This is a genomic window from Bradyrhizobium sp. WSM2793, assembly GCF_000379585.1.
Classification (GTDB): domain Bacteria; phylum Pseudomonadota; class Alphaproteobacteria; order Rhizobiales; family Xanthobacteraceae; genus Bradyrhizobium.
On the sequence record NZ_KB902770.1, the window covers coordinates 187,133 to 212,946 of the forward strand.

The following is a 25,814-nucleotide window of genomic DNA, read 5'->3' on the forward strand; positions in this document are numbered from 1 at the left end:
TGCAGTCTCCTTGGGGCTCAGGGGCGGTGGGAGGTGTTTGGAAGTCCGGGCGGAATCTCAAGCAAGTAGTCGCCTGACGGATCGAGGCCTTTGAGCTCGGCGACGGTCTCGATGCGCCGAGCGGGCCCGCGCCCCTTGATGAAGACAATCAGGTCGATTGCCTCGGCAATGAGCCGGCGCGGCACGGTTGCGACCGCTTCCTGAATGAGCTGCTCGATCCGGTAGAGCGCAGCGCGTGCCGAGTTGGCATGAACCGTGGCTATTCCGCCGGGGTGGCCCGTATTCCAGGCCTTCAGCATGTCGAGGGCTTCGGCGCCTCTGACCTCACCGACGATGATCCGGTCAGGCCGCAAGCGCAGCGTTGAACGGACGAGGTCGGCAAGGCTTGCTACGCCGGATTTGGTCCTGAGCGTCACGGCGTCCTTTGCATCGCATCGCAGCTCTCGGGTGTCTTCGATGATGACGACCCGTTCTTCGAGGCCGGCGATCTCCGCAAGAAGCGCGTTGGCAAGCGTCGTCTTGCCCGAGCCGGTTCCACCGGCGATCAGGATGCTGCGCGCCTCGGTGACGGCAGTAATCAGCACCTTCGCCATCAGCGGCGAGGCAATCTGCGCCTTGACGTAGTCGGAAAGGCGGAACGTGGTCGTTGCAGGCTTGCGGATGGCAAAGCAAGGGGCGAGCGCGACCGGCGGCAAGACACCTTCAAAGCGTTCACCCGTTTCGGGGAGTTCCGCCGAGACGATTGGAGACGAACCGCTCGCTTCCGCCCGCACGTGGCTGGCGACAAGCCGGATGATCCGCTCCGACTCCTGCGGCGTCAGAACGACGCCAGTATCTGCGCGGCCCGTCCCGTGCCGATCAAGCCAGAGCCTCCCATCGGGATTGACCATGACCTCGACGACGTCAGGCTCTTCCAGAGCCAGGGCGATTGCAGGTCCCATCGCCGTTCGCAACATGCCCCGGCGTCGTTCGCGGGTTTCTGGCGAGAGGAGATCAGACATTGCCGACCTCCTCTCGCCCTGCCGGAGGATGCTCCGGCGGCTCACCCGTCGCGTTCTGCGCACGGGATCCAGTGTCGCTAGGTTGGACGGCTCCCAGGGGAGCGCCCTCCTCGAGGTTCCGCATGAAGAGATCCGGCTTCGAGGCGCTGACCCGGTCCATGACGTCAGCGACAAGCCGGCCACCGGAGGCGACGCGTTTGCCGACCTGGGCGACAAACATCTCGAACCGCTCACGTCCCAGCGCACGCGCCGCATCCTGATCTTGCGAAGGCAGCGGCGGAGTGATGGTCAGGTAGTAGCGGATGAAGAGCGCGATGGTCTCCGCCAGGACGCTCACGTCGCGGTCGGCTCGCTCCAATTGCCGGCTCATCCGGTCCAGCCTTCGGATTAGCGCCGCGTCGCCGCTAGCGTCTCGCTCGGGGTTGAGAAAACGATCCAGCGCAGCATCGACAATAGCTGACTTATTGGCTCCGGGACGCTTCGCGGCGAGCTCGAGCCGCTGCGCCACACTTTCAGAGACGTAGGCCGACAGTTTCGGTTTCATCAGGGGATCTCTTCAGAACGAGGGAAGAAGGTCGTCATCGTCGCGGGTGACGGCGTGGGCTCGGCGCACGGTGCTGGATGCGCCTGCGGCCTGCTGCATCTGGCTGCGCTCAGAGGCGACGTCTGACTCGTCGTCGAGCAATCGTTCCTCGAAGGCGCGCGTCTCGTTCAATGCCGGCGCGGCCTCGTCGAACAACGCCAATTGCTGCTTGAGGCCCCCCTCCTCGCCACTGGTCTGCATGAGCTCGCGGTAAGGCAGGCTCGCAAGGCGAAGATCAGTGGCGCGCACCTCACCCTTCCAATCGTCGGCGCGGGCTGGCGGCCGATCGGCGTACTTATCGCCTACCAAGTTCGGCGGCTTGCGCAGGCGATTGACGAAGTTTCCGTCCTCGTAGTGCCGCAGCTTGATCGCGCGGACTGGTGCTAACCCCGAGACCAGCACGATGGCCTGGTCCGGGGGCAGCTGCATCACTTCGCCCGGCGTCAGCAAAGGACGCGCGGTCTCCTGCCGGCTGACCATGACATGGCCAAGCCAGGGAGCTAGCCGATGACCGGCATAGTTGCGCTGTGCACGTAGTTCGGTAGCGGTGCCGAGGGCGTCTGAGATGCGTTTGGCGGTGCGCTCGTCGTTGGCTGCGAAGGCAATGCGGACGTGACAATTGTCCAGGATCGCGTTGTTCTCCCCATACGCCTTTGCGATCTGGTTGAGCGACTGCGCGATCAGATAGGCGCGGATGCCATAGCCGGCCATGAACGCGAGCGCACTTTCGAAGAAGTCGAGCCGGCCAAGCGCGGGAAACTCATCCAGCATCATCAGGAGCTGACGGTGCTTGACGTCGCCTGCCTTGGTATTCAGCGTCTCGGTCAGCCGGCGGCCGATCTGGTTGAGGATCAGCCTGATCAGCGGCTTGGTCCTACTGATGTCTGATGGCGGAACGACGAGATAGAGCGTGACCGGCTTGTCGGCGCTCACGAGGTCGGCGATGCGCCAATCACAGGACTCGGTGTTTCGGCTGACGACGGGGTCGCGGTAAAGCCCGAGAAAGCTCACGGCAGTCGACAAAACGCCGGAACGTTCGTTTTCGGACTTGTTGAGCAGCTCTCGTGCGGTCGCGGCGACGACGGGATGTACTTTCGGCTGCGCCTCGGTGCCGAGGTGATTGGTCGCCAGCATGATCCTGAGCGTCTTCTCGAAGGATTGCGCAGGATCTGCCAGGATCTCGGTGACGCGAGTGAGCGTCTTCTTCTCTTCCGCATAAAGGACGTGAAGGATGACGCCGACCAGTAGGGAGTGACTGGTCTTTTCCCAATGGGTTCGACGTTCGAGTGCGCCTTCAGGGTCGACCAAAATGTCGGCAATGTTCTGGACGTCGCGGACCTCGGCCGCGCCTTTGCGCACCTCGAGCAGCGGATTGTAGCGGGCGCTGCGCTCGTCCGTGGGATTGAACAGCAAGCAATGCGAGAACGTCGAACGCCAACCGGAGGTCAATTCCCAGTTTTCGCCCTTGATGTCGTGCACCACCGCCGACGACGTCCACGACAGCAGTGTGGGCAATACCAATCCGACGCCCTTGCCCGATCGGGTTGGCGCAAAGCACATGACGTGTTCAGGTCCGTCGTGGCGCAGATAGTTGTTCTCGACGCGCCCCAGGAAAACGCCCTTCGAGGCGAACAGGCCAGCCGTCTTGATTTCCTTCCCCGTCGCCCACCGAGCCGAACCGTAAGTCGTCACCAATTGGCTTTGGCGCGCCCGCCACACCGAATTGACGATCGCAAACAGCGCGCCGGCGATTCCGCCGCCAGCAGCGATGGCTCCGCCCTCCTCGAATATCTCGGGCGCATAGGCTTCGTACGCAAACCACCATTCGAACAATCGCCAAGGCAGATAGACGCGATAGCCGACGATCAGAAACCAGGGTTCACCGAGGCGCTGCTGATAGCCGAGAGCTGCGGCGGTCCACTGCGTGGCGCCCCACGTCGACACAACCACGATGCCGAACACAACGGCGATCTGTCCGACATAGATTTTTGCTGGAAACATCCGGTTCGCCCCACCCACTCACCCCACGTGAGCGGCGCGATGAAAACGGCGAATGCAGCAGGTCTTCAATCGAAATAAAAAGTCGCGATGTCAGCGAGCGCGAGATTGATCAAGCCTGATCAGGCGCCGGACTTGAAGATCAAGATCAGCGCAGCGTCATCGAATGCTTCAACAGCGCGTGAGCGCTTGGCGCAAATAGCATCTCGTTGCCATGTCACCCACTTAGCCTTGGCGATTGGCGCTCAACACCGTCGCGCCCCTGTGCGAGTCGCGCTCGGCCATGGAGCGCCAAAGTGCGATTCCGTAAGACTGAGCTGGATCTAGTTGTACCCAGGCGCAAGGTGTCGAACGGATCAGCGATCGACATGCCATTTGGCGAGCAAGAGCCAACTAGGCTTAGATAGCCCGATCGCTCACAGCCCGATCACTGCCGCGGGTCATGTTAGGCCAGACGCAGCGTCCAGCATGAACGTCGACGTGATCGGCAGCCTATATCGGCATCTTCATCGCCAGCACCCGCGTGACAGAGGCGAGCATTGAAGCCACGCTTGTGCTGCGGCGGCTGCTGGTCGAAGCGATGTTGGAGCAGGAAGTTCGAGGCCGGCACCTGGCTGCCGTCCGCAGGTCATCTTGGCGGAGGGGCCGGCTCGCCAATCGGCTTATCCGGCAGATCGTAACCGGCTGGATCGGAGCCGAGCTCGGATACACCCTTCGAAAGTTCGGTTCGGAGCGACTGCTGGAAGTCATCGTCATAGGTGGCGATGCTCGTGCGGATCGCGGCTTTCCACTGATCGCCACGATCCCATGCCTCCATGAAGGCGGATGCAAGATCAGCGTGCTGCCGATTTGCGATCATCGCCTCAGTGATCGATCGGGCTTGAAGCCGATCCTTCGAACTCTTTGCGGTAGCGTCGCGATCCTCCTTACGACGGGAACCGACGATGAGCTTGTGGATGGCGTAGCGTTCGGGCGATGGAATGAGGACTGACACGCCCGCTCCGTGCAGAAGCACCGCGCGGATGGGCTGGTAGATCAGGTAGTCGAGGAAGCGGAGCGGAAGTGCCGCCGCTCCGCCCAAGGCCGGCATCGCGACGGGCTTGCCGGCCTGATCGTCGGACCACTGATTCGGCGTCAGAAATTCGACCTTGAAGTTGTCTCGCGAGACGAATTGGGTGGAGACCCTGCCGTCGGCCTGGCTCGGAATCTCGCGGAAGGTCGGATCGACATGTCGAAGTACCTCCAGGATCGGAGGCATGGAATCCTTGATCGCGACCGAGATTTCATGGAATTGCGCAAAGTCGGCATCGCCGGTCTGCATAGCGACCGCATCAAGACGTCGGCCGAGCACAGCGGAGTAGCACTGGTAGGCGACGGTGCCGACGAGCACGCCCCTCATACGGAAGAAGCCCGCCTTCGCCAGTTCTTCCACCACTTGGCCTGCCACGGGCAAAGGACGCGGCAGGTGTGCTTCGCGCGTCAGTGTGGAAACAAGGCGGCGCCGTCCCTTGAGGTCGGCCTTCAAATCCTTGAACGCTTCAACCCTTTTGGTGATTTCGGGGTCATCGACCAGACCGACATAGCGGCGATCCTGGGCCCCTCCCTCAGGTTTGGGCGTGTCGAAGTACCAGTATTTTTTGCCCTTGACCGCGACGGCCACGAACCGGCCGTTGGCGGAGAAGTCGGATGTGAAGCTTTCATCCAGGCTGCGCTGGACGAGCTCCGAATAGAGCGTCTGGTAGGAGATATCGAGGCGTTGGTTTGGCGCCATGGCAGACCTCGTTATACTATTTTCGCGAAAACAGTATAACTTCTGGAACTCGGAGAAAACTGAGATATACTAGAATCGCTAAAATAGTATAACTACTATATTTTTCAATGACTTACATGGTAAAAATTGAGCTACTTGCGAACCGCCTCGCGGGAAAACTGAGCTACCGCTGATGAAATCCAGCCTCTATCGTCCAATCCCGCGCTTGATGCCGACCGACCAGGATATACCCTCCCCGCCGACCTGGCCGGTCACCAATTGCCCGCGCGCCCGCTCCAGCACCGGCCGCCAGGGCACCAGCACGAACTCATGGGATCGCTCGATCAAGGCGAACCGTCCGCTGTTCAGCGTCAGCATGCGCGGGTAGACGCCGTCGATCTTGTCGCCGGCCTTGACGTCGAGATGCTCAAGGCCAGTGCGCGTGGATATATCTGCGGCGGTCTTTGCCAGTTCGCGCGCCTCGAGCGTCTCGAGCATATTCCTCGCAAAGCGGATCTGGCCGCCTTCCTCCCGCGCCAGCCCCTGCTCGGTCAACCATTGCCGCCTTGCTCGCAACGCGGTCTCGACGTCGGCGCCAAACCCGGCCGACGCGAGCTCATCGGGCTCCTTCCCAACGAGCTTGCGATCGAGCCAGGTTGCACCCAGAGCCTGCGGCAGATCCTCGAGCCTTTGCCAAGACAGCACCGCGACCCGCACCGGATTGCGCGATTGCTGGAGCTTCTCGTATCGAAGCGCCCGGTCCAGATAGTCCCGCCCCACGCTCCAACTGCCATCGGCGAGCCGATTGATCATCCCTTCACGCCGCATCGCCTCCAGGCGCCGCACGTGGGATCCGACAAATTCGCCTGATGCTTGCGGGTCGAATTCCTGATGCAGACGGTCGCTGTAGATGCCGCCATGGCGAGCGGCGATGCTAGCGATCGTCCGATCGGTCGCGCGCGGTTCAGCGGCGCGCGACCTGAGTCCCAGAATCGTGTTCCGGACAGGCGCTTCTTCATTGGCGCCAAGCGTACCAATCTCAGCGTAGTGCGTCCGCCCGTCCAACCCATCGATCACCACATAGCGGCGCTCTGTCAGTTCATCCGCAAACCCTTCGCCGACGACCCGCCCGACCAGACGCTGACCGTCTCGTTCCGGATCGAAGATCGTATAGTCGCCGGCGGCCTTCGAAATCCCAGCGGCGGCCATCTCGCGATGCATGGTCTTGATGATGTCGCCGCGCTCCCCCATGCGTCTGAGCTTGGGCTCAAGCTCAGGGTCGATCCGCCAACGCCCCGGTTCAGCCTCTTCTGCCAACCCCATCCGCTCCAGGGTTCGCAACCGTCCGATCCGCGCCGTTTGCCAAGCGGGCTCTCGTCTAGACAGCGCGCCCGGCTCGAGCACTCCGTCGCGAGCGTCGCGCAGGATGCCTCGGTCAACCCGAGTAAGCCGTTCGGCCGTGATCTCCTGCTGAAGCTTGCGGACGACCTCGATCTCCGTTTCAGGACCGAGTTCGCGCGTGATGAGCTCCGCTGCCCGCGACCGAAAGCCGTGAGCGATATAGTCGCGGGCGATGACGAGGTCATTTCCTTCATCGTCCTTGCCGCGCAGGACGATGTGGGTATGGGGATGGCCGGTGTTGAAATGATCGGCAGCAACCCAGTCGAGCTTGGTGCCGAGGTCCTGCTCCATCTGCTGCATGAGGTCGCGGACGAAAGGCTTCAGGTCCGCCAGCTCCGCGCTGTCTTCCGGCGCCACGATAAAGCGGAACTGGTGGCGATCGCCGGCGCTGCGCTCCGTAAAGCTTTTACCATCCGCGCGGTCGTTACCAGCGTCGTATAGCTCCCCCGGCTCGCCCTCGCGTGTGACGCCGTCGCGCTGGACATATCGGAGGTGAGCCTGCACGGCGCCTAGGTCACCTGACTTGATCCGCACGATCCGGGCCTTGACCACGACACGGCGTTGTCCGTGGCTCCGCGCGCGCCCGGCCAACACCGCGCCTTGCGCGCGGCCGCGGCCAATGCGTCCGCCGCTGAACGCGGAACCTACACGCGCGTTCGCGCCGGCCTTGGCTGCCTCTTGCCGAACGCGTCGAAGATAGCTGGTCGCTTTCCTGGCTCTGCGGTTGCCGATCCTTCCAAGCTTCACTTCGAATTCGTCGTCGATTTCTCGCATGGCCCGCGTCCGGCGTTTGACTGAACCGGCGATATGTGAAGCCGAGGAGCGTTCGCCAAGACGCAGACGCAATTGCGCAAGTTCGCCATTGGGTTGGGTCGAACGTGGCGACACCGAGGACCTAGGCGGCGCCAAATCTTGGATGTGCAGACAACGGCTTAGGCGCCATGTAGCGCCAGTGCTTTTATCTTGCCCTCCCGCATTTTTTGCCCCTTGACCAAGAGGTCAAAGGTGGCCCGTGTCTGAATGAAAATGGCTGAAGTCATCAACGGCCCTTGGGCCGTACCGACGAGCGCCGAAATTCATCAGGTGCCCGGAGGCCGACTGAGCGAAATAGGCTTGCCGCCTGTCTCGCTCAGATGGCAATTATGCGGACGAAATTCGCCGCAGCAACCGTCAGCGCCTGGGTGCGTTGGGCCCAAGATCAGTGAACAAGTCGGCCTGGACGGGGCGTTCGTCAAACCGAATTCCGACCTTTGCTTTGGCGTCGATCTCGCTAATTGTCGCGTCCTGCCGCTCCGCCGGGACGCCCTTTTTGCTCCACAAGGCGCGCAATTCCGCCTCCGGGTCGGTTGACGATTGGACCTTGTTGCGAGGGATTTCTTCGAAATTCGCGCAGACGATTTCGACGTTTGGCGCGACTCCCTTCCACGCGTCGCGATAGAAAGAGCAGTCCACGCCGCAGCCCGCTTCGAGATGAATTCCGGTCTGTTCCGTGAACTTGAGATAATCCGCGCTCTTGCGTTCTCGGTAGCACTGCACGCCGCTATATTGGAACGGTGCAGACGCCTGCGGAATGATGAACGCGCCATAGTCGGCGATATCAGAGGCGATATCGATCACGTGAAACTCGAAAGAGCGCCCCGTGTAGCGCGGTCCGCTTCCGATCCTGGGAGTGGCTCCGAATGGGGGATTTGCGATCGCGCAACCGAAGTGACCGAGGCTTGGCAAGTCCAGATCGAACACATCGGCGCAAATCCAATTGGCTTCCGGCAGCACCTTGCGCCCGACCTCGACATAGGCAGGATTACGCTCGATACAGACGATCTCTTTCTGTGGCTCGTCGCGGCCCCGCGCGTAGTGCGCCCTCCAATAGACGTGGAACGCGAGTGCGCCAATTCCGGCGCAAAGGTCGACGGTTCGGCCGCCGTAAGCATCGATTGCGAAGTCTCCGGCAAGGCCGCTAGGGGTAAAGAATGCCCCGGCCGATCCGTTGATGTGGCTTGCGCCCTCGTGCCAGTTGTCCAGGACAAATACGCGCTCATCGTAGGTAAGGACGTCCTTCTTGAGCAGTTCAACGGCCTCAGCATGTGCCTTGGCCTCCGCTTTCGTCAATTTTGCCATCGTGATGTCTCGCTTGTCGGCCCTTGCTGGGCGTTTGATCGGCGCGGCGCGCATGGCCTTCGCCATGCCGCCTGCCCGTCGGCGAGACCGGGGTTTCGGGGGCAAGAGCTTGTTTCGGCGCCGGCCTGAGCGGCGCGAATCCGATGGTGCGCAACGCGGTTGCACCGAGCAGCGTGAGCTGCGACGTGCGACCGACTTGCTGCACCGGAGGACGAAAGAAAGTCTTGCAGGGGTGACGGGGCAGCGCCCCTCAAGTCCCCCTCTCAAAAGAAGAGTGACTTACGCATGCAAACGGCGCACGAGCTGGCGATCGACCTTCTGATCATCAACGTCGCGATCCGGCGGGGCGTCGTGGAGGTTTGTCAGCTTTGCGCTGGAAGGCCTTGCCTGCCGGCCTGACGCGGCTTCTGCTGATCGGGGCTTTTAGCCGAGGGGCAAATACGACGGCGCGCGCCTTGTTTCGGACGCGCGCCCGTTCAGCCAACCGCTCACATATCCGGATTCCACGTCCAGAGTGGACGTGCCACACCCAGGATATCGCAGCGAAGCACTGGCCCGAAGTACCGCGAGTCGAAGGAATTCGGATGTGGCTGCAGCAGGAAATATTCTCCTTCCACGAGCCTCATGCAGCCCTCCCAGGCCGGCAGAGGCCGCCCTTGCCGGTCTTTATCCAGCACCTCGGCGACGACCTTTCCGTTGATGGAGATCGTACCGATCGGCTCCTTGGCCCGGCAGATTTCGTCTCCGCCAATAGCCTCGACGCGCTTGAGAAGCGGCACGGGCATAGGCAGGATCTGGTGCGCGATGATCAGGAGTTCGATTTTAGGAGGTGGCTTGAAGACGGCGAGCTCGCCGCGCGCCGGCAGCCGCGGCTCCACATAGTAGAAGCCCAGCGGCGCGCTGCCGGTGGCATTGTAGATCAGAACCGGCACCGCGGGCGCGGACGACATCAGAAGCGTAATGATGCCGGCGCACATGGCCGAGAGCGTCGAGGCCTGGCTCCATAATCTCGTGCGATCAATCCGCATCGGAGGTCGACCTCCTCTTGCTCGCATGTGACCATTCGACGAGGTCTTCGATGTGATAGCGGACATAGCGTCCGTGCTTGCGGTAGACCGGTCCCCTGCCCTGGACCCGCATCTTCTCCAGCGTGTTCTTGGTGAGCCTGAGCCAGGCGGCCGCCTCGACCGTATTGAGGAACGGCTTGTCCGGTTCCTTGTCGTCAGTTTTCGTGATCGTCATCCAGCTGTCCTTCCAACACCCCCGTACAACCAAGAGGTGCAAGAAGAAGCGTCGTCAGATTGGAAGGGCTTTGTGGAGTGGCGAAGATGGGAGGCGAGCTTTCGCCATCCTGCGCGGGCAAAGTTCGTCAAATGAGAAGGAAAAATTCTCAGGCCAGAAGGTCGCGGTAACCGCCCTTCATCAATGCGGTGCCCTTGGCGACGAGGCGTCGCGTGCGATCGCGCAAGAATTGACTATGACTGTGCCATTCCTCAGTAACTTTCTTCTCCCCGAAGATCGCAATTGCGATCTGTCGATACGTCTTGCCTTTGAGGCTCTCGTCGAGCGCGATGAGAGCCTGCTGGAGGCGCTCATCGGCAGCAAAAGACGGTTTTTGAGCCGCTCTAAAGTCGGCGTCGGTGAGGCGCTGCAAACGCCTTAAAAGCTCGGTCTCGGCTGTGAGATCGTCGAGATCGTGCAGCTCGTAGACAGGCGTGAACGCCGCTGTCAGTACCGAAAGGCCGTGGATTTCGAGGGGAACGCTAACGCCATTGCGCTTCATCACGACCAGCGGAACACCATCTACGCCGATCACCGCATGTCGCTCGGCGTTGAAATCGGCAAGCCGGCGGACGTTCGCCTCGCCCTCCTTCGGCTTCCTGGCATTGAGGCGCACCACTCGTTTCAAAGCATTGGAGTGCCAGAATGCGGGTGCTTGGCGAGCGCAGAGTCTTGGATCTGTGAACGCATAAAGCCCCCACTTCTCTGCTTGGAGAAACCGCCGCCTGAGCCGCAACAGCTTCGTGCCATCGTTCAGAGTGATGCACGGCAAGTGCTGGGGAACGCTGCTTCGCCAGTCGGCGACATAGTCGACGTTCCGCCGCAAGAACTCCCAAGCCCAATCGCCGCCGTCATAGGTCGCGGGCGAGCAGGACGAGGCATGATCGTTGTCTTGGCCTTGCTTGGAATTCACCGACCGGTTCAATAAGCGCTCCTCCAGAAGCACTCATACAACTTTGGATGGTTCTGTCCAAATGGGGCAAGAGCACGGCCCCCGCGAGCAGCTCTCGCGGGGGCCGTGGGGCGTCAGTCCGCCGGATTCCAGATCAGCGCAAACACGCTGTCGTCGTCCTGGCCGGCGGCGCGGCCGAGATTGGCGTAGAGCTTGCGCGGGCCGAACTCGGGCGCTGCCAGCGACAGGCTCACATAGTCCTTGCGGCTGTTCTCTCCGCGGCGGATCCAGCCTGCCCCGATCTCGACGCCTTGCGTGAAGACGCGGAAGTCGGGATGGGTCTCGGCGGTCTTGTCGCGGTTCGGGATGATGTCGATGTCGGCCCGGATAGAGACGGTCTTGAGCTGGCCCTTGTAGCTGCCGTTGTCGTTCTTGGTGACGTATCCGATCGCGGTCATGGTCTTGTCCTCTTCTGTTGTTTTCGCGAGGAGCCGATCCCCTCGCGATGGCGAGACCGTGATGGGAAGCGAAACGCCTTCGAACCCGCCTTCGGGGCGCAGCGCATGCGGAGCACCTGAGCCGAAAGCTTATTTGCAGCGAAGCGGCCGCGAGGAGCCGGACCTTTCCTCCGGCGGGGAAAAAAGCTGGCGGGGAAGGTTTTGACCGGCGGAGCGCTTCCCATAGGTCTGTTCGCCACGCATGAGGGGATCAGCCCGCTGCTGACAGCAGAAGAGGACAAGACCAACCCGGTCGGCCGGAACAAGACGACCCCGCAGCTACAATGCCGTGTCAGGTCTTGCTCCTGGTCCGCATCTGCATCATCCAAACCGCGGCAAGAGCCCCGAAAGACCCATCCTAACTTCCGGGTCATTCCCCTGGGCGCCGAGATCGGTCGGGCTGGATCCGCCCACAGTGAACGGCGAGAAGGACTATGTGAGCCTGTCGCTGGCAGCGCCCGAGTTTGGCCCGCGCAAGCTCTACGCCAATTTCGGTGGTGCTTCCGGCCAGGGCGACGACAGCGTATTTGCAGCGATTGGTAACGCCGGCGGACTGACGCTCATCGGCGCATCGGATCTGCTCGCGAGGGCCGTGCCGCTCCTCATTGCTGCAAACTTGACGGCGAAGAGAGACGCGACTCGAAGGCGCAACACACGTGTCGGCGTGCCGTGATGTCAATCTCGCATGTTCGATGTTACAATCATTTGTGTGCATGCCGATTCCCGGTCTGCACTTTTAGCTTCATGCATTGACGGAGGGCACATGGCCAAGAAAGCGAAGAAGGCGAAGAAGACCGCGCCGAAGAAGGCGAAGAAGACCACCGCGAAAAAAGCCGCGAAGAAAAAGAAGTAGCTCTTCGCCTACCCGCTTTCAGTCTCAAGAGGCGCCGGGGCTAAGGCAGCGTCGAGCTTGCGCGAAGTCGATTGGGCGCCCTGGCCGAGAGTGGTTTGAACCAGCTGTGAAGCCGGATCGTTAAGCGCAGCATCGCGTGGAACGGTCCGGCTTCGATTTTAAGGACGCGCTCTCGTCGGCTGTGGCCTTCCTGTCAGATACGCGACGATCAGTTGAGCCCGCTGATCATGGTCGGCACGACCTTCAGCAACAGCACCGCGTTGGAAGCCAGCGCCGACAGACAAACGATAGCTCGGGCGAGACAAATGCGACTAAGCCTGACCGCTTGCGGTTCGTGAAAAAGCTTGAATGGGTTCACCATCCTCGGCTCCATGATGCGGTGCACTCAGCTCAACTGGATCGAGCTATAGGATGAGTCGCGCCGCTCTCAATTGACGAAATTTGCCGCGCGCCAGATTGACTCTTTTGCGACTCGGCGAGGGTCAAATTCGGGCACGGCAAGGCCGTCCGCGCCCGAATCGGCCGGCTCAAGCTCAGGTAAACAAAGCGTTAAGGCCCTCTGACGCGGAGACAATTTCGAGGGTCTTGTTCGGATCATAATGGCCGATGGGGAAGCTCATGTAGCGCGGCACGAACCCGTCGGCGCGCTCCCTTCCCTCGCCGTTCAGGCAGTCGTGGATGATCTTCTTCTGCACCTTGCCGGGCTCCGACACATTGGCATCCGCGACAGCCTTGCCTGCAACCTCGGACAGCAATGCGTTGATCTCGGCCCGATCGTTGAGGAGGTCGAGGAAGACGCCGTCCAGCTTCCACCACCGCGTCACGTCCGGCTTGATCGCCAGTCCCGCGGCCTCGGTGAGGATCGAGCCCGCCGCCAAGGTCTCGGCCATGACAACGGCAAGGATCCGCAGCACGGCCTCCTCGGGCAGCGCCAGCAGTCCGGCAAACAAGCTAGCCGCGGTAAATGGATCGCCATTACCGCGCGTCACGGTCCCGTAATAGCTCTTCTCGAGCTGCAAGAGTTCGAGAACGGCGTGCCGTTCTGTATCGAGGGCCGATTGAGCGGGACTTGACGCTACGCTTTGGCTGGTCGTTTCCTTGTCGGCCCGCTGCGGATCAGGTTTGACGCTCCAAAGCGGCGAACTCGCGATCATGTGAGCCGCCGCGAGGCGCAGGGCAATGCCAGGGTGAGCCAGCAGTTCAGCGCGGACGATGGCATGCCGATGCAGGGCAAGATAGTTCTCGGCGGCCTTGGTGAGTTCAGCTCGCGCGGCTTGCGGTGCGCGGTCGACTTCTTCTGCCTCGGCCGGTCCGCACGTCTCCGCGTAAGCTCGATAGCCTTCGTGTATCTCCACCTCGCCATTGTTGCGGACCTCGATGAAGGCTTCGCCGCCCTCCTCCAACGGGACCTCGTCATATCGCCATGACGGAAAGCGCGCGCCCCTGTCGAGCACGGTAACCTTCCAGCCTTTGGCCGCAAGGTCGTCTCTCAAGCTGGCAATGGCGACGTTCTGCAAGGCCCAGAATGCGGCGGCATCGGCAAAATAGCTGGCGTCGCCAAAAAGATCAGTGACGATGTCGCCCTTGTAGGCCTCCTGCGGAAACAACGCAGCGGTCGTTGCGATCTGCTCCGTCCCGAACAGCCATTGCTTCAACTGGTGCCCTCTGGGCGCTCCATCGGCATCGCCGTCCGGACCATTCTCCGCTTCAAACGCCGCGACCCAGTCCTTTTGCCGGCTGCGCGTGGCGGTGGCGAGCAGTTGCAGCTCCTCAGGCTCGATATTGCCGTTCCGGTAGGCCTCCTTGATGGCGCCGTTGAGACCTGCCAGCGCAAGGCGCTGTTTGATGTAGCGCTCGGTTTGCCCGAACGTTTGGGCGATGTTGGCGCGGTCTTTCCCTGTTTCAGGAGCTTGGCGAACGCTTCATATTCCTGCAGTTCATCCATGGGCGCGCGTGCCACGTTCTCGATCAGGGATGCTTCCAGGGCTTCGGCATCGCTGTCGGCTTCCGTAATCGCGCACGTCCGGCGACAATCTCGAAGGCGTCGCCGTGGGGCCGGACTAGCAGAGGCTGAAGCACGCCGCGCGCGCGAACCGATGGCAGGATGTCGGAGATATCTGGGGCTTTCCGGCCGTGCCGGACGTTGACGTTTGCGATCCTGAGATTGCTAAGGGCGATGTTGCGCAGTTCCATGTCTGGGGTCCTTGTCCTTGAGAGTGGGCTCGTTTGATTGCAGGCGACCTCGTGAAAGAGCCCGATGTCGAGAGGCCGTTCACGGGGCGAGCGAGGACGGGCGCCCTCGTTCGCCCTGTCGTTACGAGCCAATCTCCGGCTGGGCCGCAGTTGCGGAGGTCTCGCCGGCTTCTGCGAAGGCAAGCAGGAAGTCGGCGGCCTTCGAGGCCTTGCTGGCCGCGCGGAAGATCGCGCGGCTGTCTTCCCGAAGGACCTTGAGCCACGAGCCGAGATAGTCGGCATGGCGGACGATGGGCTCGATCGACAGCGCAGCGCAGACGAAGGCTGCCGTCAGTTCCGCGATCAGCTCTTCATTGGCGTAGAGTTTTGAACCGAATGCGCCTGATAGCTCCCGGTTCAGGCGCGAGAGGTGACCAGTCCAGTGCCCGAGCTCGTGAAACAGCGTGCGGTAATAATTGATCTGCTCGAAGAAGGCGGGCTGAGGCGGGACGTGGACCGTGTCCTCTGATGGCGAATAGAACGCTTTTGCACCGCCGATGCGGATATCGGCGCGCGTTGCGATAGTAAGTGCTTCCGCCTGCGGCACGATCTCGCGCTCAGGCAAGGCTGGCGCTTCGACGAGGCAATGGTCCGGCAGGTTGTCGCATTGATCGACGTTGAAGACGGTGTAGCGCCGCAGAAACGGAACGGCCGCTCCGTCCGCTTCCTGCAAGTCTTGAGAGGTGCGGCTTGCGTCACCCTCCTCGCGCTTGGGAACGAAGCGGTCGGCGTAGCAGACGGTAACGCCGTGCTCGCCCTTGCGAACTGTAGCGCCGAGACTTGAGGCTTGGCGGAAAGTGAGCCACCGCGACGAGGCAAAGCTGCACTCAAACAGCCGCCCCCAAAGGATCAGGACGTTGATCCCCGAATAGGCTTTGCCCGTGGCTGCATTTCTCGGCAGCGCACAAGCCTGATTGGCGCCCCCTGTGCCCCATGGCCGGGCCCACGGGAAGATGCCCGCCTCCAGATCGGTGACGATGTGGGCGGTGATTTCCTCGTAAAGACTTGCCTTCGGTTTGGTCGCGTGATGGTGGGCTGAACGCTTGGACATGACGATCTGCTCGCTTCTCTTCCGCGCCCTGCCCCCGAAAGGCGGGGGTGGGCGGCGAGAAGCGACGGCAAAGCCCCGAACGTAGAGGCGGACCGCACCGGAACGGCCGGAGCGACAGCGGAGGACCGCGCCAAGCACGCAAGCGACACAGAGAGACCTAGCGAGGCGCGGTTGCGGACCGCCGGTTCGGGGCTATGCGGGAGCGCCGCCCACCCCGCCTTCCGGGGGCTCATTAAAAGCGCCGGCCGCCTGCGGCCGGCTCCTCAAAGCATCGCCCTCAAAGGCATCGTCGACGCGTTAGCGAGAGCGTGGGGCTCCATCAATCACATAGACGACATGTGGCGCCTGGATTCGTGCACGACGTGTTTGCGCCAGGGATCGAAGCCGCAAGGCCGAGACCGCAAAGCGGGCTCGGTTCACGCGAGCCCGGCCCGCAAGCGGCCGCTTGCGGGAGGCGCCATTTACGAGAGCAATTGCTGAACCCTCCGGCTGACGGCCTGATCGCCCAGAGACACAGCCCATTCAAGGAGAGCTTGTCGGATCGTGGTGGCGAGGACGCCATGATGGGCTAGGCGAGCTAAAGCGATCGACCGATCGGCTTCATCACGTGCGACCGACAAATCCGAGAGCAATCGGATGTCGTACCCGTGCCGCACCCCTTCCAACGCCGCGATCAGCACCTCTTCTTCCAGAAATGATCCGCCCAGAAAGACGACGCTAGCCTCCGATTCCGCAAGGAAAGCTCCAAGCTGCGGATCCCGCCAAACGGACAAGGCATCGATATCGAAGTGCTCGATAGCGATAGCGATTTGATCGGGAACATTGTCCCGTTCATACTCGCCGACTGCGATCTGACGGATACCCAAGACCTCTCGGCATGCCGGCAGCAACGTCAGGTTTCCGCGTCGACCGAGGGCGGACGCCTGAGCGTCGACTCCACCGCCTCGCGTCATGTTCAAGAGAACAACGCAGCTATGTCGCGGATCAGCCAGCATGTAACGAGACTTTGTCAACCGCCGAAAGATCAGGCGATCTTGCGTTCCGAACCTAGTGAGACCAGAACCGGTCCGTCCACCCCGGCTTGGCGGTACATGGCCTCGAGCGCCTGTTCTGAATCGTGAAGAAATCCTGCAAGCGCCAGGGTCTGCCCAAGCGGCTGGGGCTCACACAACCGCTCCAGAGGCCAACCCGCTCGCCTCAGGATGCGCTCCATTCGAGCATCAGTGACGGTCACGATGGATTGCGCTCCCTCTTCTCGCATCGCCTCGAGCATCGCGGCAAACAGCACGAAGGTGGCGCGGTTGAAGCCGGTTCGGCCGGCATCGACGCTGCGCTCCGTGTCGACGCAAAATCTTGAGCTTTCGAGAATGCGCTCGTCACGTGGCGCCGCCCTGTTGCCCAGAAGATTGGCAAAGGTGTCGGCGAGCATGGTTGGGCCAGTCGTCGGCAGAAGCCTGACGCAGCCAAGAACCTCATTCTCATCTGAGACGACGAGAAGATAGTTGGGACCCAGGGCATCATAGACGTCGATTTCCAGGTCACCCGATACCGACACGCTCCAATCCAATCGGTCTTTGAAGACGCGCCGACGGAGCCGATACATCGACGTTAGAAGGTCGAGATGGCGACCAAACTGAGACGTATGAAGCGCGATAGCGTGCATACCGACCTCCTAGAGTTACCAGGGAGGCTTTGACAGCAGAAAACGCCCGCGTGAGCGCCTGTCAGATTTTGCAGGTGGGACGCGATCAGCAGGACCACGCTAGACCACTTTAGACTAAATGCAATGAGCCCTTCGTCTTGAAGGCCGCACGCATGCGCCTTCCTTATCCTACCCTGCTGGAAATCAGATACGAGGGCGTCAGCTCAACAGGCCGCGGCGCAATGCTATCGCAACACACTGAGCGATCGACGCCGCTCCCAATTTGCGACGTGCATTTTCAAGATGAAAGACGACGGTACGCGGCGCGATCGCGACGAGGACCGCAATATCGGCGACCGTCTTGCCTTGCGCTGTCCATGCAAGGCACTGACGCTCGCGCTGGGTCAGCTCGCCTTCGGTGATTTGCCGCTTGACAAACGGAGCGCCGAGCCGAGCGACGACGTGGGCATGGAAATACAATCCCGTCTGGTGAATGATGTCCCTCCACTCGCCGGCAAGACGGTCGAGATCGATCTCACGATCGCTCGTCGCCAACGTGAAGGCCGCTGTCTGTCCGAAACCGCCTCTGATCGGCACGGTGATTCCAGAGCGGATGCCAAAGGTTGTGGCCTCATCAAAAAACTGACGCTGAGCTCGCGACCCCGTGGGCGCACGAGCTCTCCCACCCCAGCTAAAGAGGGCACGCTCAGCCCTGGCACGGAGAACTACGGGATCAAGCTTTTGATATCCAAGATCAAAATAGCGGTCGGTCCAGGACTTCGGGTAGGACGAGATGAGCACGGGCGCCTCGCCGGTCAAGCGCAAATAGGCAAATCGCTGAAAGCCGAGCCTTTGCGCGAGCCGCACGGCAAGACGTTCGAATGCGTTAACATCGCCCGCCGTCTGGATTGCGTCAGTGAATTCCTGGAACGCGTCCTCGATCGGATTCATTTTGTTTGCGATCGCCAAGCCATCACCGCCGAGCATATCGAAGCGCCGGATTCGTCGGTTCGATAATTCCTTACAGCACGTTCGGAGCTTTACGACTTTCCATGATATGGGGGGCTGATAAGTTGACAACTCAAGAAGTAAAACACTCATGAAGTGAAAGAAACAATGCGCAAACTAGAGAATAAGGTAGCGCTCATCACCGGCGCGTCACGCGGAATCGGTCGTGCGATCGCGGAGGTCTATGGACGCGAAGGCGCGAACGTTGTTGTCAACTATGTATCGAACAGAACTGCAGCGGATGCGACTGCGGATGCGGTAAAGGCGGCTGGGGGCGATGCCGTTGTTTTGCAAGGCGATAGCATGGACCCTGTGGCAGTACGCCGACTGTTCGATGAAGGGCAAAAGGCATTCGGAGGTCTGGATATCGTGGTCGCGAATGCTCATCCCGGGATGCCCGGAATCGCTGCAGGGACGCCAACTCAGCTTTCCGAGGAAGCCATCGACCATCAGTTGAAGGTGCTGAAGGGCTTTATCGTCACGTTTCAAGAAGCTGGCCGTCGTGTGCGCGACAACGGCGTCATCATCAGTCTCTCCTCGGGAACGACCCGACTTGCTGTGCCGGAACACTGCCTATACTCATCCACTAAGCTCGCGATCGAACAGCTGACCCGGGCCCTCTCGCGAGAGGTTGCGATCCGCGGCGTGCGTGCTCTCACTCTGGCCCCCGGACTGATACGCACTGACCGGATCGCGGGTCTAGCGGTCGGTCCGACCGGCTCGGCCCCGGCCCCGGCCGTTCCGACCCCTTTCACACGACCGGGTGAACCGGAAGAAGTTGCTGACGCGGCTTTATTTTTAGCGTCCAATGACGCGCGTTGGGTGAACACGACCACCGTTTACGTGAATGGCGGCGCCGTCTACGCCCAATGATTTCAATACCCTCGGCGCGATCCCGCTTCATCGACGGCGAGGATCGCAAGATCGACGATCGCCATCTGCCTTCAACTGACGGCGCGCTACGCCGCGGCGTTTACTGCAGGTAGCGGAGGATAAGACCACTAGACCTCACCCAGGTCACAAAAGTATGTCCCCAACGGCGGTCGAAGGCACCTCTGAAGCCGTCGTTGGCGGTTATCGCTTCGTGTCAGTCGCCGTCGGCGGGCAAATGTTTGAGGATTGACCTGGGTTGACCACCGGGATACTGGCCTCTCAAGATCATCTGGAGAGGCCGAGCGCCTCAAGCCGAATGGTGCGTCGCCCATTCGCACAAGGCGCCCGCGCTGACGGCATTCCCGCCGCATGCGATCACCACGATGTTGTTGCACTTATCGAGCGGAAAGTTGCCATGTTGGACGGCTGCCAGCGCGGCGCCGCAGGCAGGCTCAACCAGAACACGAAGCTCATTTGCAAATGTAACGCACGATGTGAAGGCTGCTTGATCAGTGACCACAGCAGAGTGGATAGGATGCCTCGCGGTCCAGCGGAAGGCTTCGTCGGACACTTTAAGGGCGCCTAACGATGTTGCTTTCGAGGTAATGCCCCCCAGGGCGACCGGGTGGCCGGCCGCAACGGCCGCAGCAAAGGAATCTGCGCCTTTGGTTTCCGCCGCTATGACGGGCACGTCGCTCCAGCCATGCTTGTGCATACCATGTAACACTCCGCATAAGAGCCCGCCGCCGCCGACAGACAAAACGACCGCGTCGGGTCGCTCGATCTGAAACGCGAGTTCATCAACAAGGGTGCTATGGCCTTGCCAAAGCAGGGGATCATTGAATGGCGATACGTAGACCGCGCCTTCAGCGGCGCAGTGATCACGTGCTGCTTTATCGGCCTCATCCCAGACCTTGCCCGCTACGTGGACCGTTGCGCCATAGCTCGCGAGCAATTGATGCACGCTCGGCTTCGTGGTCTCGGGGACGACGATTGTCGCTCGCACTTTGAGGGCCGCAGTGCAATAGGCGAGCGCCAGTCCTGCGTTACCCCCCGATGAGCAGACGAAATGATCAGCGCCGGCGGCAACATGCTGCGCCACGACATGGCCGATGCCTCGGATCTTGAATGACCCCGCGGGCTGATGGCAGTCCATCTTAAACATAATGCGGCGACCTAGCCGCTGATTGATCGTTGGCGTCTCAACAACAGGCGTTACATGATGGAAACTCGAATGCATCGTGGGATATCTTTCTGAGATCGCTCGAACCCGTCGCCGCGTTGTTGCAGAACCGCCTGCTTTCCCCAAATTGGGAATGAGGGAGACATCGTTGCATCAACATCGCAGTCGGGTGATCTAGGAGTTAGAGCCGGCGCCCGACGGTTTTGATTTGCGTTCTTGGCCTGATTCTATTCTGCGCCATAACAGCTCCTTGATGCCTGCAGGGGCGTCGCGCGAGATAAATACGTCCTGGTCGGCATGGTTTTCCGAGATTTCCGGGGCCATTCGGTCAAACATGCTCGTTTCATATGCGCGGATGGCCCCCGCAACGTCAGAGAATTTTCCGGATGTCAGGTTGTCCGCGAGCTCGGCCGCATCCAGCATCGCGAGATTGACGCCCCGTCCTGTAAAAAACGGCATCACGTGAGCAGCATCCCCCAGCAAGGTGACGTTGGCTCGATCGAGCCAAGCGGCTTGCCTGGGAGGATGTGTATAGAGTGAGCGGGGAATAAATGTATCAGGCACCGTCAGCACCTCACGTAGATGCGGCGCCCATCCTTCAAAAAGTTGCAACAGGCCTTGGCGGGTCGCATCGAGTTGATTGAAAGCAAAACCACAGCGCTGCGTCCAATCCTCAGGAACACGCAGAAGCACGTACACCCGAACGCTGCCATTGCCGTTCCGCTGAGCGAGCAAGCCCTTGTCGTCCCCCGTCGCCAGAAAAATGCCGGCACCAACAAGCTCAGCCACACGAGGGTGGTGTGCCTCCACTGACGGAATCCATGTTTCCGCAATCGTAATTCCGCAATAATACGGTTTCGTCGTGGAAAGAAACGGCCGCACCTTCGACCAGGCGCCGTCACATCCAAACACCAGATCCACATCTACGTGCCGCCCGTCCGCAAACACTAATCGCAGATTTTCCTGCGCAGACCGCTCCACGCTCTCTAACGGCCGCCCCCATTGTATCGTCTCGGCATCCAGTGAGTCGATCAGTAGGCTGCGCAGCACGGCGCGATCAATTTCGGGACGTGTTTCCGCCTCATCCTTCGGCTGCAGATCCACGATCATCTTGCCATGCTTGTCTACGACTTTGATGGCTTGCCCTTCCGGTCGACATGCGGCGAGGAATTCCTCGTGCAGACCGGCTCTACGCAAGGCGAGTTGGCCGGAGTCTTCATGCAGATCAAGCGAGCCGCCCTGGTTACGCGCCGTGCTCGACGGCTCCATTTCGAAGACGCGTACGTCGGCGCCTTTCTGTTGTAAAAGCCGCGCTAGCGTCAGGCCACATGGTCCTGCGCCGATAATGGCAATCTTCTTGTCATTCAAGAGCGACGAGGATCCGCCCAAGAGATGAACATTGCTGGCAGACTTTTTGGTCATATTTGCTCTCTGTCTTGCTTCATCCGGCCATTTGCACGATCAGCCGCGCCATTTAGGCGCCCACCTGGTACACAGCGCTCGACCGCTTTTCGAATCGCTCGTACCAGGCGGTCAGACGCGGGTAGCCTTCGGCAAGAGTCGTGTTCATCCGAACTCTGAACGCCTGGGTGAAGGAGAAGAGAGTGATATCCGCGATGGTCGGTCGTTCCCCCGCCAGGAAGGGCTTGTCGCCGAGATGTGCCTCGAGAAGGTTAAGCTGCTGAGCGACGATGCCCCGCACGGCCTCAGCAACTGCCGGAACCTGATCGACGTTCTTTGCGAACATGGGGTTGGAGTGCTTAAGCATCACACCTGAAACGATCGCGAGATCGCTGGCGATCCTTTCGAGTGCTCGGACCTTTCCTCGCATCTCTGGCGTGCTACCGATCATTGTCGGCGCCGGAAACTTGTCCTCGAGATATTCAACGATCGCCGAAGATTCGGGGAGGAAAGTTCCATCATCCAGCTCCAGAACCGGTATAAGGCCGGCCGGATTCTTCGCACGGAACGCCGCGCTCTTGTGCTCGCCTGATGCCAGGTCAACCTCAACGAGTTCGAGCTCAAGACCCTTCTCCGCGAGATAGATGGTCACCCGACGGCAATTCGACCCCACTCTGTTTCCGTGCAACTTCATGCTCTGCCCCGTTCGAGCTCGGTGTTGACTCAAGGTCGACGCAAGCGATGCTGCGCCTCCGAAGTTCTGACTTGCGTCGAGCGTACCAGCCATGGATGTCGGCGGAAGTAGCAAATGACCGAACTCGACGTTAGAGATTCACGAAGCGAACGGACCAACAGGCAACCTATTCTCGAGATGCGATTGATCGCGCTTTCGACGGCCGCTTTTGTTGCATTCCCGGCCTGACGCGAGAGCCGATGCGCCCTTCTTTCCGCCAATCGCGTTAGCGGGCTCGGCTGGTCCGCTTACCAAAGGCAACGTTCTGCCCGAACCGGAGTCCGCCTCAACACCTCCGGGCACATGGGCCGCGACGCAGAGATCCAGGAATTCTTGCACGATCGCGCTCGACCGTTTGTTGATGCGCTGGACGATGCTCAAGGTCTGTTGGAACGAGACGCCATTCAGGGGCACGATGTCCAACTCGCCGCGCCGGACCTCCGCCGCCACTGCCGACGCCGCGATGTAGCTGAGGCCCAGCCCGCGCATCACGGCAGCCTTCAAGAGTTCATTGCTGCCAACGGTCATAAGGACATAGGGCGCAACCGGCCAACCAGCGACAGCTGTCTCGAAAGACTGACGCGTGCTCGATCCATGCTCGCGCAGGATCCACCTCGCCGCGCCGAGAGCCGCGAAGTCCGTGGTTCTCGCTAGCGGATGGTCCGGCGCAGCGATGATCACCAACGGATCTCTTCGCCAAACACGAACATCGAGCGAGGAATCGGTGACACGTCCTTCGACGATCGCCGCGTCCACCGCATGCTCCGCCACCAGCTGGATGGCGTCGTCCGTGTTGCGAATTTGCACCGCGATCTCGCTTTGGGGGTGCCTCAGCGCGAAATCACCGAGCAGCGGCGGCAAGATATAGTTCCCGACCGTCATTGACGCGCCGATACAAAGCACCGATCGGCTGCGGTGTCGCAACGTCAGCGCATGCGCCTCACGCACGAGCTTTTTCGCATCGGGCAGCAGTGCGCGACCGTCGGCGGACAGCCGCATCTTGCGTGATGATCGATCGAACATTTCCTTACCGAGCGCAGCCTCGACATCGCGAATAGCGTCGCTCAGGGTGGCCGCGGAGAGGCCAAGTATCCGGCCGGCGGCCGCCAGGTTCTCGTGGTCACCCACCGTCGCGAAGATATTTAGCTGGCGAAAAGTGAGATGTCTCATTTCGACGACAGATTCCGTGGCGGTTCGATTATTCGATGAAAAGGAGCCGGCTCAGTGCGATGTGGCTTATATTTGCGAAGCCGCGCAGACGCGCACCACGGCTATAGCAACGTGCCGTAAGAACTTCCTTCGCCCGTTTCCCCAATTTACGTACTGCTGCCTCTTGCCAGATGCGGACGACGGGACTCGCATGACGAGCACCATTGTCGAATGACGCAGGATCGCTACAGACTGGAGCGTCGCAAGCATGGCGGACGCTACTGGCCGGCGGCGCGCGCAGACGTCACCTCAACGGCAATCTGATAGAGCATGGGGTTGCCGCGAATCCATGGGCTGTAGAAGCGTTGGCGATGGATTTTCCAGCCGCCAGGGTAGCGGTGTGAGTCAAATTGATAGCGGCCGCCCAGCGATACGCTACGATCACCGCGGTCGTTGTTCAAAAAATGCTCAGCATAAAGATAAGAATCGGTTATGGCTTTGTCGCCATCGATCGTGTGCACCATATTCGTGACATGATGCTGGGCAGTGTCAAAGCCCTCGATCACCGCGCGCTGCAAGACCAGAAAGTTGTCTATCCCGGTAATCACTTGGCGGGCCTCCGGTGGGGCCGCGCCATGCTCGCGGAAGTCGAAGGCGACATCGTCCACGAACGACGTCCGGTAAGCGGGCCAGTCGCGCGCATCGAGCGCATGCATCGTTTTAAAGATCAATTCGTCTAGCGCGCGCTTGTCCAGCAGTTCCTTCAAGGGATCGGTCATCGTCGTCCTTTCGCTGGGTATTTCTTCCACTTCGGATTCGCGCCGCTGTCCGGCCCGCCGAAGCAGGACCGCCACCCGACGCTGAAGTTAGAGCGAGCAACGCACGAACTGCCCGCTCTTCATGATCATCGGGATGTTCCGCGCAGCGTCCTCGAAAAGTCCGAGATCCGCGAAGGGATCGCCCTCCAAAACAAGGATGTCGGCAAGAGCGCCAGGGCGAATGCACCCGAGTTCGCCACTCTTCTGGAGGATTTCCGCACCGATAGAGGTGGCCGAGCGCAACACGTCGATCGCCGGGGAAACTTCGCCCCGCAATTTCAGTTCGCCTCCTTGCATGACGTGAAACTCCTCGCCGAAGAGATCGGTGCCGATTCCGAGCTTTACTCCGGCCCGAGTCAGATTTTCGATGGAGCGTGCCATAAGCGTGATGATGCCCTTGACTTTCTCGACGCCCGCGGGGGGTAGCCCCACCCGCGCGCCGTGCCGCTCGAGGAGCGCGGCGGGCGACAACGTGGGAACGACGTAGGTGCCGTGTTCGGCCAGGAGGGCCGCCGTTTCCGGACTTATGTCTGTCCCGTGCTCCACAGTACGCACACCGAGGGTGGCGCAGCGGCGCGCCGCATCGTCGGTATGTGCGTGCGCCATCACATATACGCGGCGTGTACCGGCTTCGTGGACCGCTGCCTGGATCTCGTCGTCGGTGAACTGGGGCATCCACATCGGGTCGGTCGGAGAGGTGACGCCCCCAGACAGCATCAGCTTGATCTGCGTGGCGCCTTTGCGCAGCTCCTCGCGGACAACGAGCCGCACGGCGTCGGCCCCATCGACGACCAGCCCGGTACACCCGGCGTAGCCGGCGCAACCGCATTGGGGGACGTAATCAGCAGGACGGTTGTCCGAATGACCTCCGGTCTGCGACAGCGCCTTCCCGGAGAAGAAAAAGCGAGGACCCTCGATAACCCCCCGTTCGATCGCCAGATGCAGACCGACGTCGCCGCCACCCGCATCGCGCACGCTAGTGAACCCTCGGTGCAACGCGCCCTTCAACCATCTCACCGCATGGGACGCTAGCAAGGACGCGGGCAGATGATCCGCAACAGGCAAATTGTATGTCGGTGAACAAGCGTGGACGTGGCAGTCGATCAATCCGGGCATCAGATAGCGGTTGCGACAATCGATGATACGGGCGTCGCTGAGGCGCACAGCTCCCGATGTCACATCCCGAATCCTATCGCCTTCAATGACCACCGCGCCATTCTCAACGATATTTTCGGAGACCCCGTCAAAGATACGCGCGTTGCTTAGCACTGTAATCACAGCCCATCTCCCCTACTGACACGCGCTTGCGGGTCGTATGCCGGCGAACGCTTACTCGGGCTTAGAGTCGCC

The 25,814-nt window shown here is 61.0% G+C and carries 25 protein-coding genes; 2 read left to right on the plus strand and 23 right to left on the minus strand.

Annotation, left to right across the window (positions count from 1 at the left end):
- Positions 1–17: 17 nt before the first annotated feature.
- From trbB to A3AS_RS0106005, 10 genes are all read right to left on the minus strand, one after another.
- Positions 18–1,001 (minus strand): P-type conjugative transfer ATPase TrbB, encoded by a 984-nt coding sequence (trbB, locus tag A3AS_RS0105955; protein WP_049814787.1) that lies wholly within the window; start codon positions 999–1,001, stop codon positions 18–20.
- Positions 994–1,545 carry a hypothetical protein gene (locus A3AS_RS43220; RefSeq protein WP_018316684.1) on the minus strand — a complete coding sequence of 184 codons (552 nt, stop codon included), beginning with the start codon at positions 1,543–1,545 and terminating at the stop codon, positions 994–996. Before A3AS_RS43220 ends, trbB begins: the two co-directional genes overlap by 8 nt.
- 12 nt (positions 1,546–1,557) lie before the next feature.
- Positions 1,558–3,585: a conjugal transfer protein TraG gene (locus tag A3AS_RS0105965; RefSeq protein ID WP_018316685.1), complete on the minus strand. Its 2,028-nt coding sequence runs from the start codon at positions 3,583–3,585 to the stop codon at positions 1,558–1,560.
- Between the two features lie 625 nt (positions 3,586–4,210).
- Complete coding sequence (locus tag A3AS_RS0105970; protein WP_018316686.1) at positions 4,211–5,353, minus strand: GSU2403 family nucleotidyltransferase fold protein; 1,143 nt, start codon at positions 5,351–5,353, stop codon at positions 4,211–4,213.
- Positions 5,354–5,539: 186 nt separating this feature from the next.
- A complete protein-coding gene (gene rlxS / locus A3AS_RS0105975; RefSeq protein WP_018316687.1) occupies positions 5,540–7,507 on the minus strand; it encodes a relaxase/mobilization nuclease RlxS in 1,968 nt (655 codons plus the stop codon).
- Positions 7,508–7,903: 396 nt separating this feature from the next.
- Complete coding sequence (locus A3AS_RS43225; RefSeq protein ID WP_018316689.1) at positions 7,904–8,917, minus strand: methyltransferase; 1,014 nt, start codon at positions 8,915–8,917, stop codon at positions 7,904–7,906.
- A 422-nt stretch (positions 8,918–9,339) separates the two neighbouring features.
- Positions 9,340–9,879 (minus strand): S26 family signal peptidase, encoded by a 540-nt coding sequence (locus tag A3AS_RS43230; RefSeq protein WP_018316690.1) that lies wholly within the window; start codon positions 9,877–9,879, stop codon positions 9,340–9,342.
- Positions 9,869–10,093, minus strand: a complete 225-nt coding sequence (locus A3AS_RS0105995) for a helix-turn-helix domain-containing protein (protein WP_018316691.1) — start codon at positions 10,091–10,093, stop codon at positions 9,869–9,871. The genes A3AS_RS43230 and A3AS_RS0105995 overlap by 11 nt, the downstream gene beginning before the upstream one ends.
- A gap of 148 nt (positions 10,094–10,241) precedes the next feature.
- Positions 10,242–11,057, minus strand: coding sequence for a DUF2285 domain-containing protein (locus A3AS_RS0106000; protein WP_157644209.1), 816 nt, complete (start codon positions 11,055–11,057; stop codon positions 10,242–10,244).
- A 101-nt stretch (positions 11,058–11,158) separates the two neighbouring features.
- Positions 11,159–11,482 carry a DUF736 family protein gene (locus A3AS_RS0106005; RefSeq protein WP_018316693.1) on the minus strand — a complete coding sequence of 108 codons (324 nt, stop codon included), beginning with the start codon at positions 11,480–11,482 and terminating at the stop codon, positions 11,159–11,161.
- 454 nt (positions 11,483–11,936) lie between these two features.
- Between A3AS_RS0106005 and A3AS_RS48895 the strand changes: the two genes are divergently transcribed.
- Entirely contained in the window at positions 11,937–12,194 is a 258-nt protein-coding gene (locus A3AS_RS48895; protein WP_018316694.1) for a hypothetical protein, read from the plus strand.
- Positions 12,195–12,582: 388 nt separating this feature from the next.
- Here the strand turns inward: A3AS_RS48895 and A3AS_RS47050 are convergent, their stop codons facing one another.
- The 7 genes from A3AS_RS47050 to A3AS_RS0106045 all read right to left on the minus strand — a co-directional run bounded on the left by A3AS_RS47050 (position 12,583) and on the right by A3AS_RS0106045 (position 18,286).
- On the minus strand, positions 12,583–12,735 hold the full coding sequence (locus tag A3AS_RS47050; RefSeq protein WP_157644210.1) for a hypothetical protein: 153 nt from the start codon (positions 12,733–12,735) through the stop codon (positions 12,583–12,585).
- A 172-nt stretch (positions 12,736–12,907) separates the two neighbouring features.
- On the minus strand, positions 12,908–14,029 hold the full coding sequence (locus tag A3AS_RS0106025; RefSeq protein WP_049814790.1) for a hypothetical protein: 1,122 nt from the start codon (positions 14,027–14,029) through the stop codon (positions 12,908–12,910).
- Between the two features lie 313 nt (positions 14,030–14,342).
- The gene (locus tag A3AS_RS49955) at positions 14,343–14,567 is read right to left on the minus strand and encodes a ParB N-terminal domain-containing protein (protein ID WP_049814791.1); all 225 of its coding nucleotides are present in this window, start codon (positions 14,565–14,567) and stop codon (positions 14,343–14,345) included.
- A 121-nt stretch (positions 14,568–14,688) separates the two neighbouring features.
- On the minus strand, positions 14,689–15,657 hold the full coding sequence (locus A3AS_RS0106030; RefSeq protein ID WP_018316697.1) for an ArdC family protein: 969 nt from the start codon (positions 15,655–15,657) through the stop codon (positions 14,689–14,691).
- Positions 15,658–16,118: 461 nt separating this feature from the next.
- Positions 16,119–16,523 carry an isochorismatase family protein gene (locus A3AS_RS0106035; RefSeq protein ID WP_157644211.1) on the minus strand — a complete coding sequence of 135 codons (405 nt, stop codon included), beginning with the start codon at positions 16,521–16,523 and terminating at the stop codon, positions 16,119–16,121.
- Between the two features lie 158 nt (positions 16,524–16,681).
- Positions 16,682–17,320 carry an acyl-homoserine-lactone synthase gene (locus A3AS_RS43245; protein WP_049814792.1) on the minus strand — a complete coding sequence of 213 codons (639 nt, stop codon included), beginning with the start codon at positions 17,318–17,320 and terminating at the stop codon, positions 16,682–16,684.
- A 198-nt stretch (positions 17,321–17,518) separates the two neighbouring features.
- A complete protein-coding gene (locus A3AS_RS0106045) occupies positions 17,519–18,286 on the minus strand; it encodes an autoinducer binding domain-containing protein (protein ID WP_018316700.1) in 768 nt (255 codons plus the stop codon).
- A gap of 129 nt (positions 18,287–18,415) precedes the next feature.
- On the opposite strand from A3AS_RS0106045, the gene A3AS_RS0106050 reads away from it, so the two are divergent.
- Complete coding sequence (locus A3AS_RS0106050) at positions 18,416–19,180, plus strand: SDR family oxidoreductase (protein WP_026201718.1); 765 nt, start codon at positions 18,416–18,418, stop codon at positions 19,178–19,180.
- A gap of 307 nt (positions 19,181–19,487) precedes the next feature.
- On the opposite strand, the gene A3AS_RS0106055 is transcribed toward A3AS_RS0106050, so the two are convergent.
- The 6 genes from A3AS_RS0106055 to A3AS_RS0106080 form a co-directional block, all read right to left on the minus strand.
- Positions 19,488–20,420: a pyridoxal-phosphate dependent enzyme gene (locus tag A3AS_RS0106055; protein WP_020508629.1), complete on the minus strand. Its 933-nt coding sequence runs from the start codon at positions 20,418–20,420 to the stop codon at positions 19,488–19,490.
- A gap of 117 nt (positions 20,421–20,537) precedes the next feature.
- On the minus strand, positions 20,538–21,785 hold the full coding sequence (locus A3AS_RS43250; protein WP_049814793.1) for an NAD(P)/FAD-dependent oxidoreductase: 1,248 nt from the start codon (positions 21,783–21,785) through the stop codon (positions 20,538–20,540).
- Between the two features lie 52 nt (positions 21,786–21,837).
- Positions 21,838–22,551: a glutathione S-transferase family protein gene (locus A3AS_RS0106065; RefSeq protein ID WP_371260659.1), complete on the minus strand. Its 714-nt coding sequence runs from the start codon at positions 22,549–22,551 to the stop codon at positions 21,838–21,840.
- Positions 22,552–22,596: 45 nt separating this feature from the next.
- The gene (locus A3AS_RS0106070; protein ID WP_018316707.1) at positions 22,597–23,667 is read right to left on the minus strand and encodes a LysR family transcriptional regulator; all 1,071 of its coding nucleotides are present in this window, start codon (positions 23,665–23,667) and stop codon (positions 22,597–22,599) included.
- A 257-nt stretch (positions 23,668–23,924) separates the two neighbouring features.
- Positions 23,925–24,425, minus strand: a complete 501-nt coding sequence (locus A3AS_RS0106075) for a nuclear transport factor 2 family protein (protein WP_018316708.1) — start codon at positions 24,423–24,425, stop codon at positions 23,925–23,927.
- A gap of 87 nt (positions 24,426–24,512) precedes the next feature.
- A complete protein-coding gene (locus tag A3AS_RS0106080; RefSeq protein WP_026201719.1) occupies positions 24,513–25,742 on the minus strand; it encodes an amidohydrolase family protein in 1,230 nt (409 codons plus the stop codon).
- Positions 25,743–25,814 lie beyond the last annotated feature (72 nt).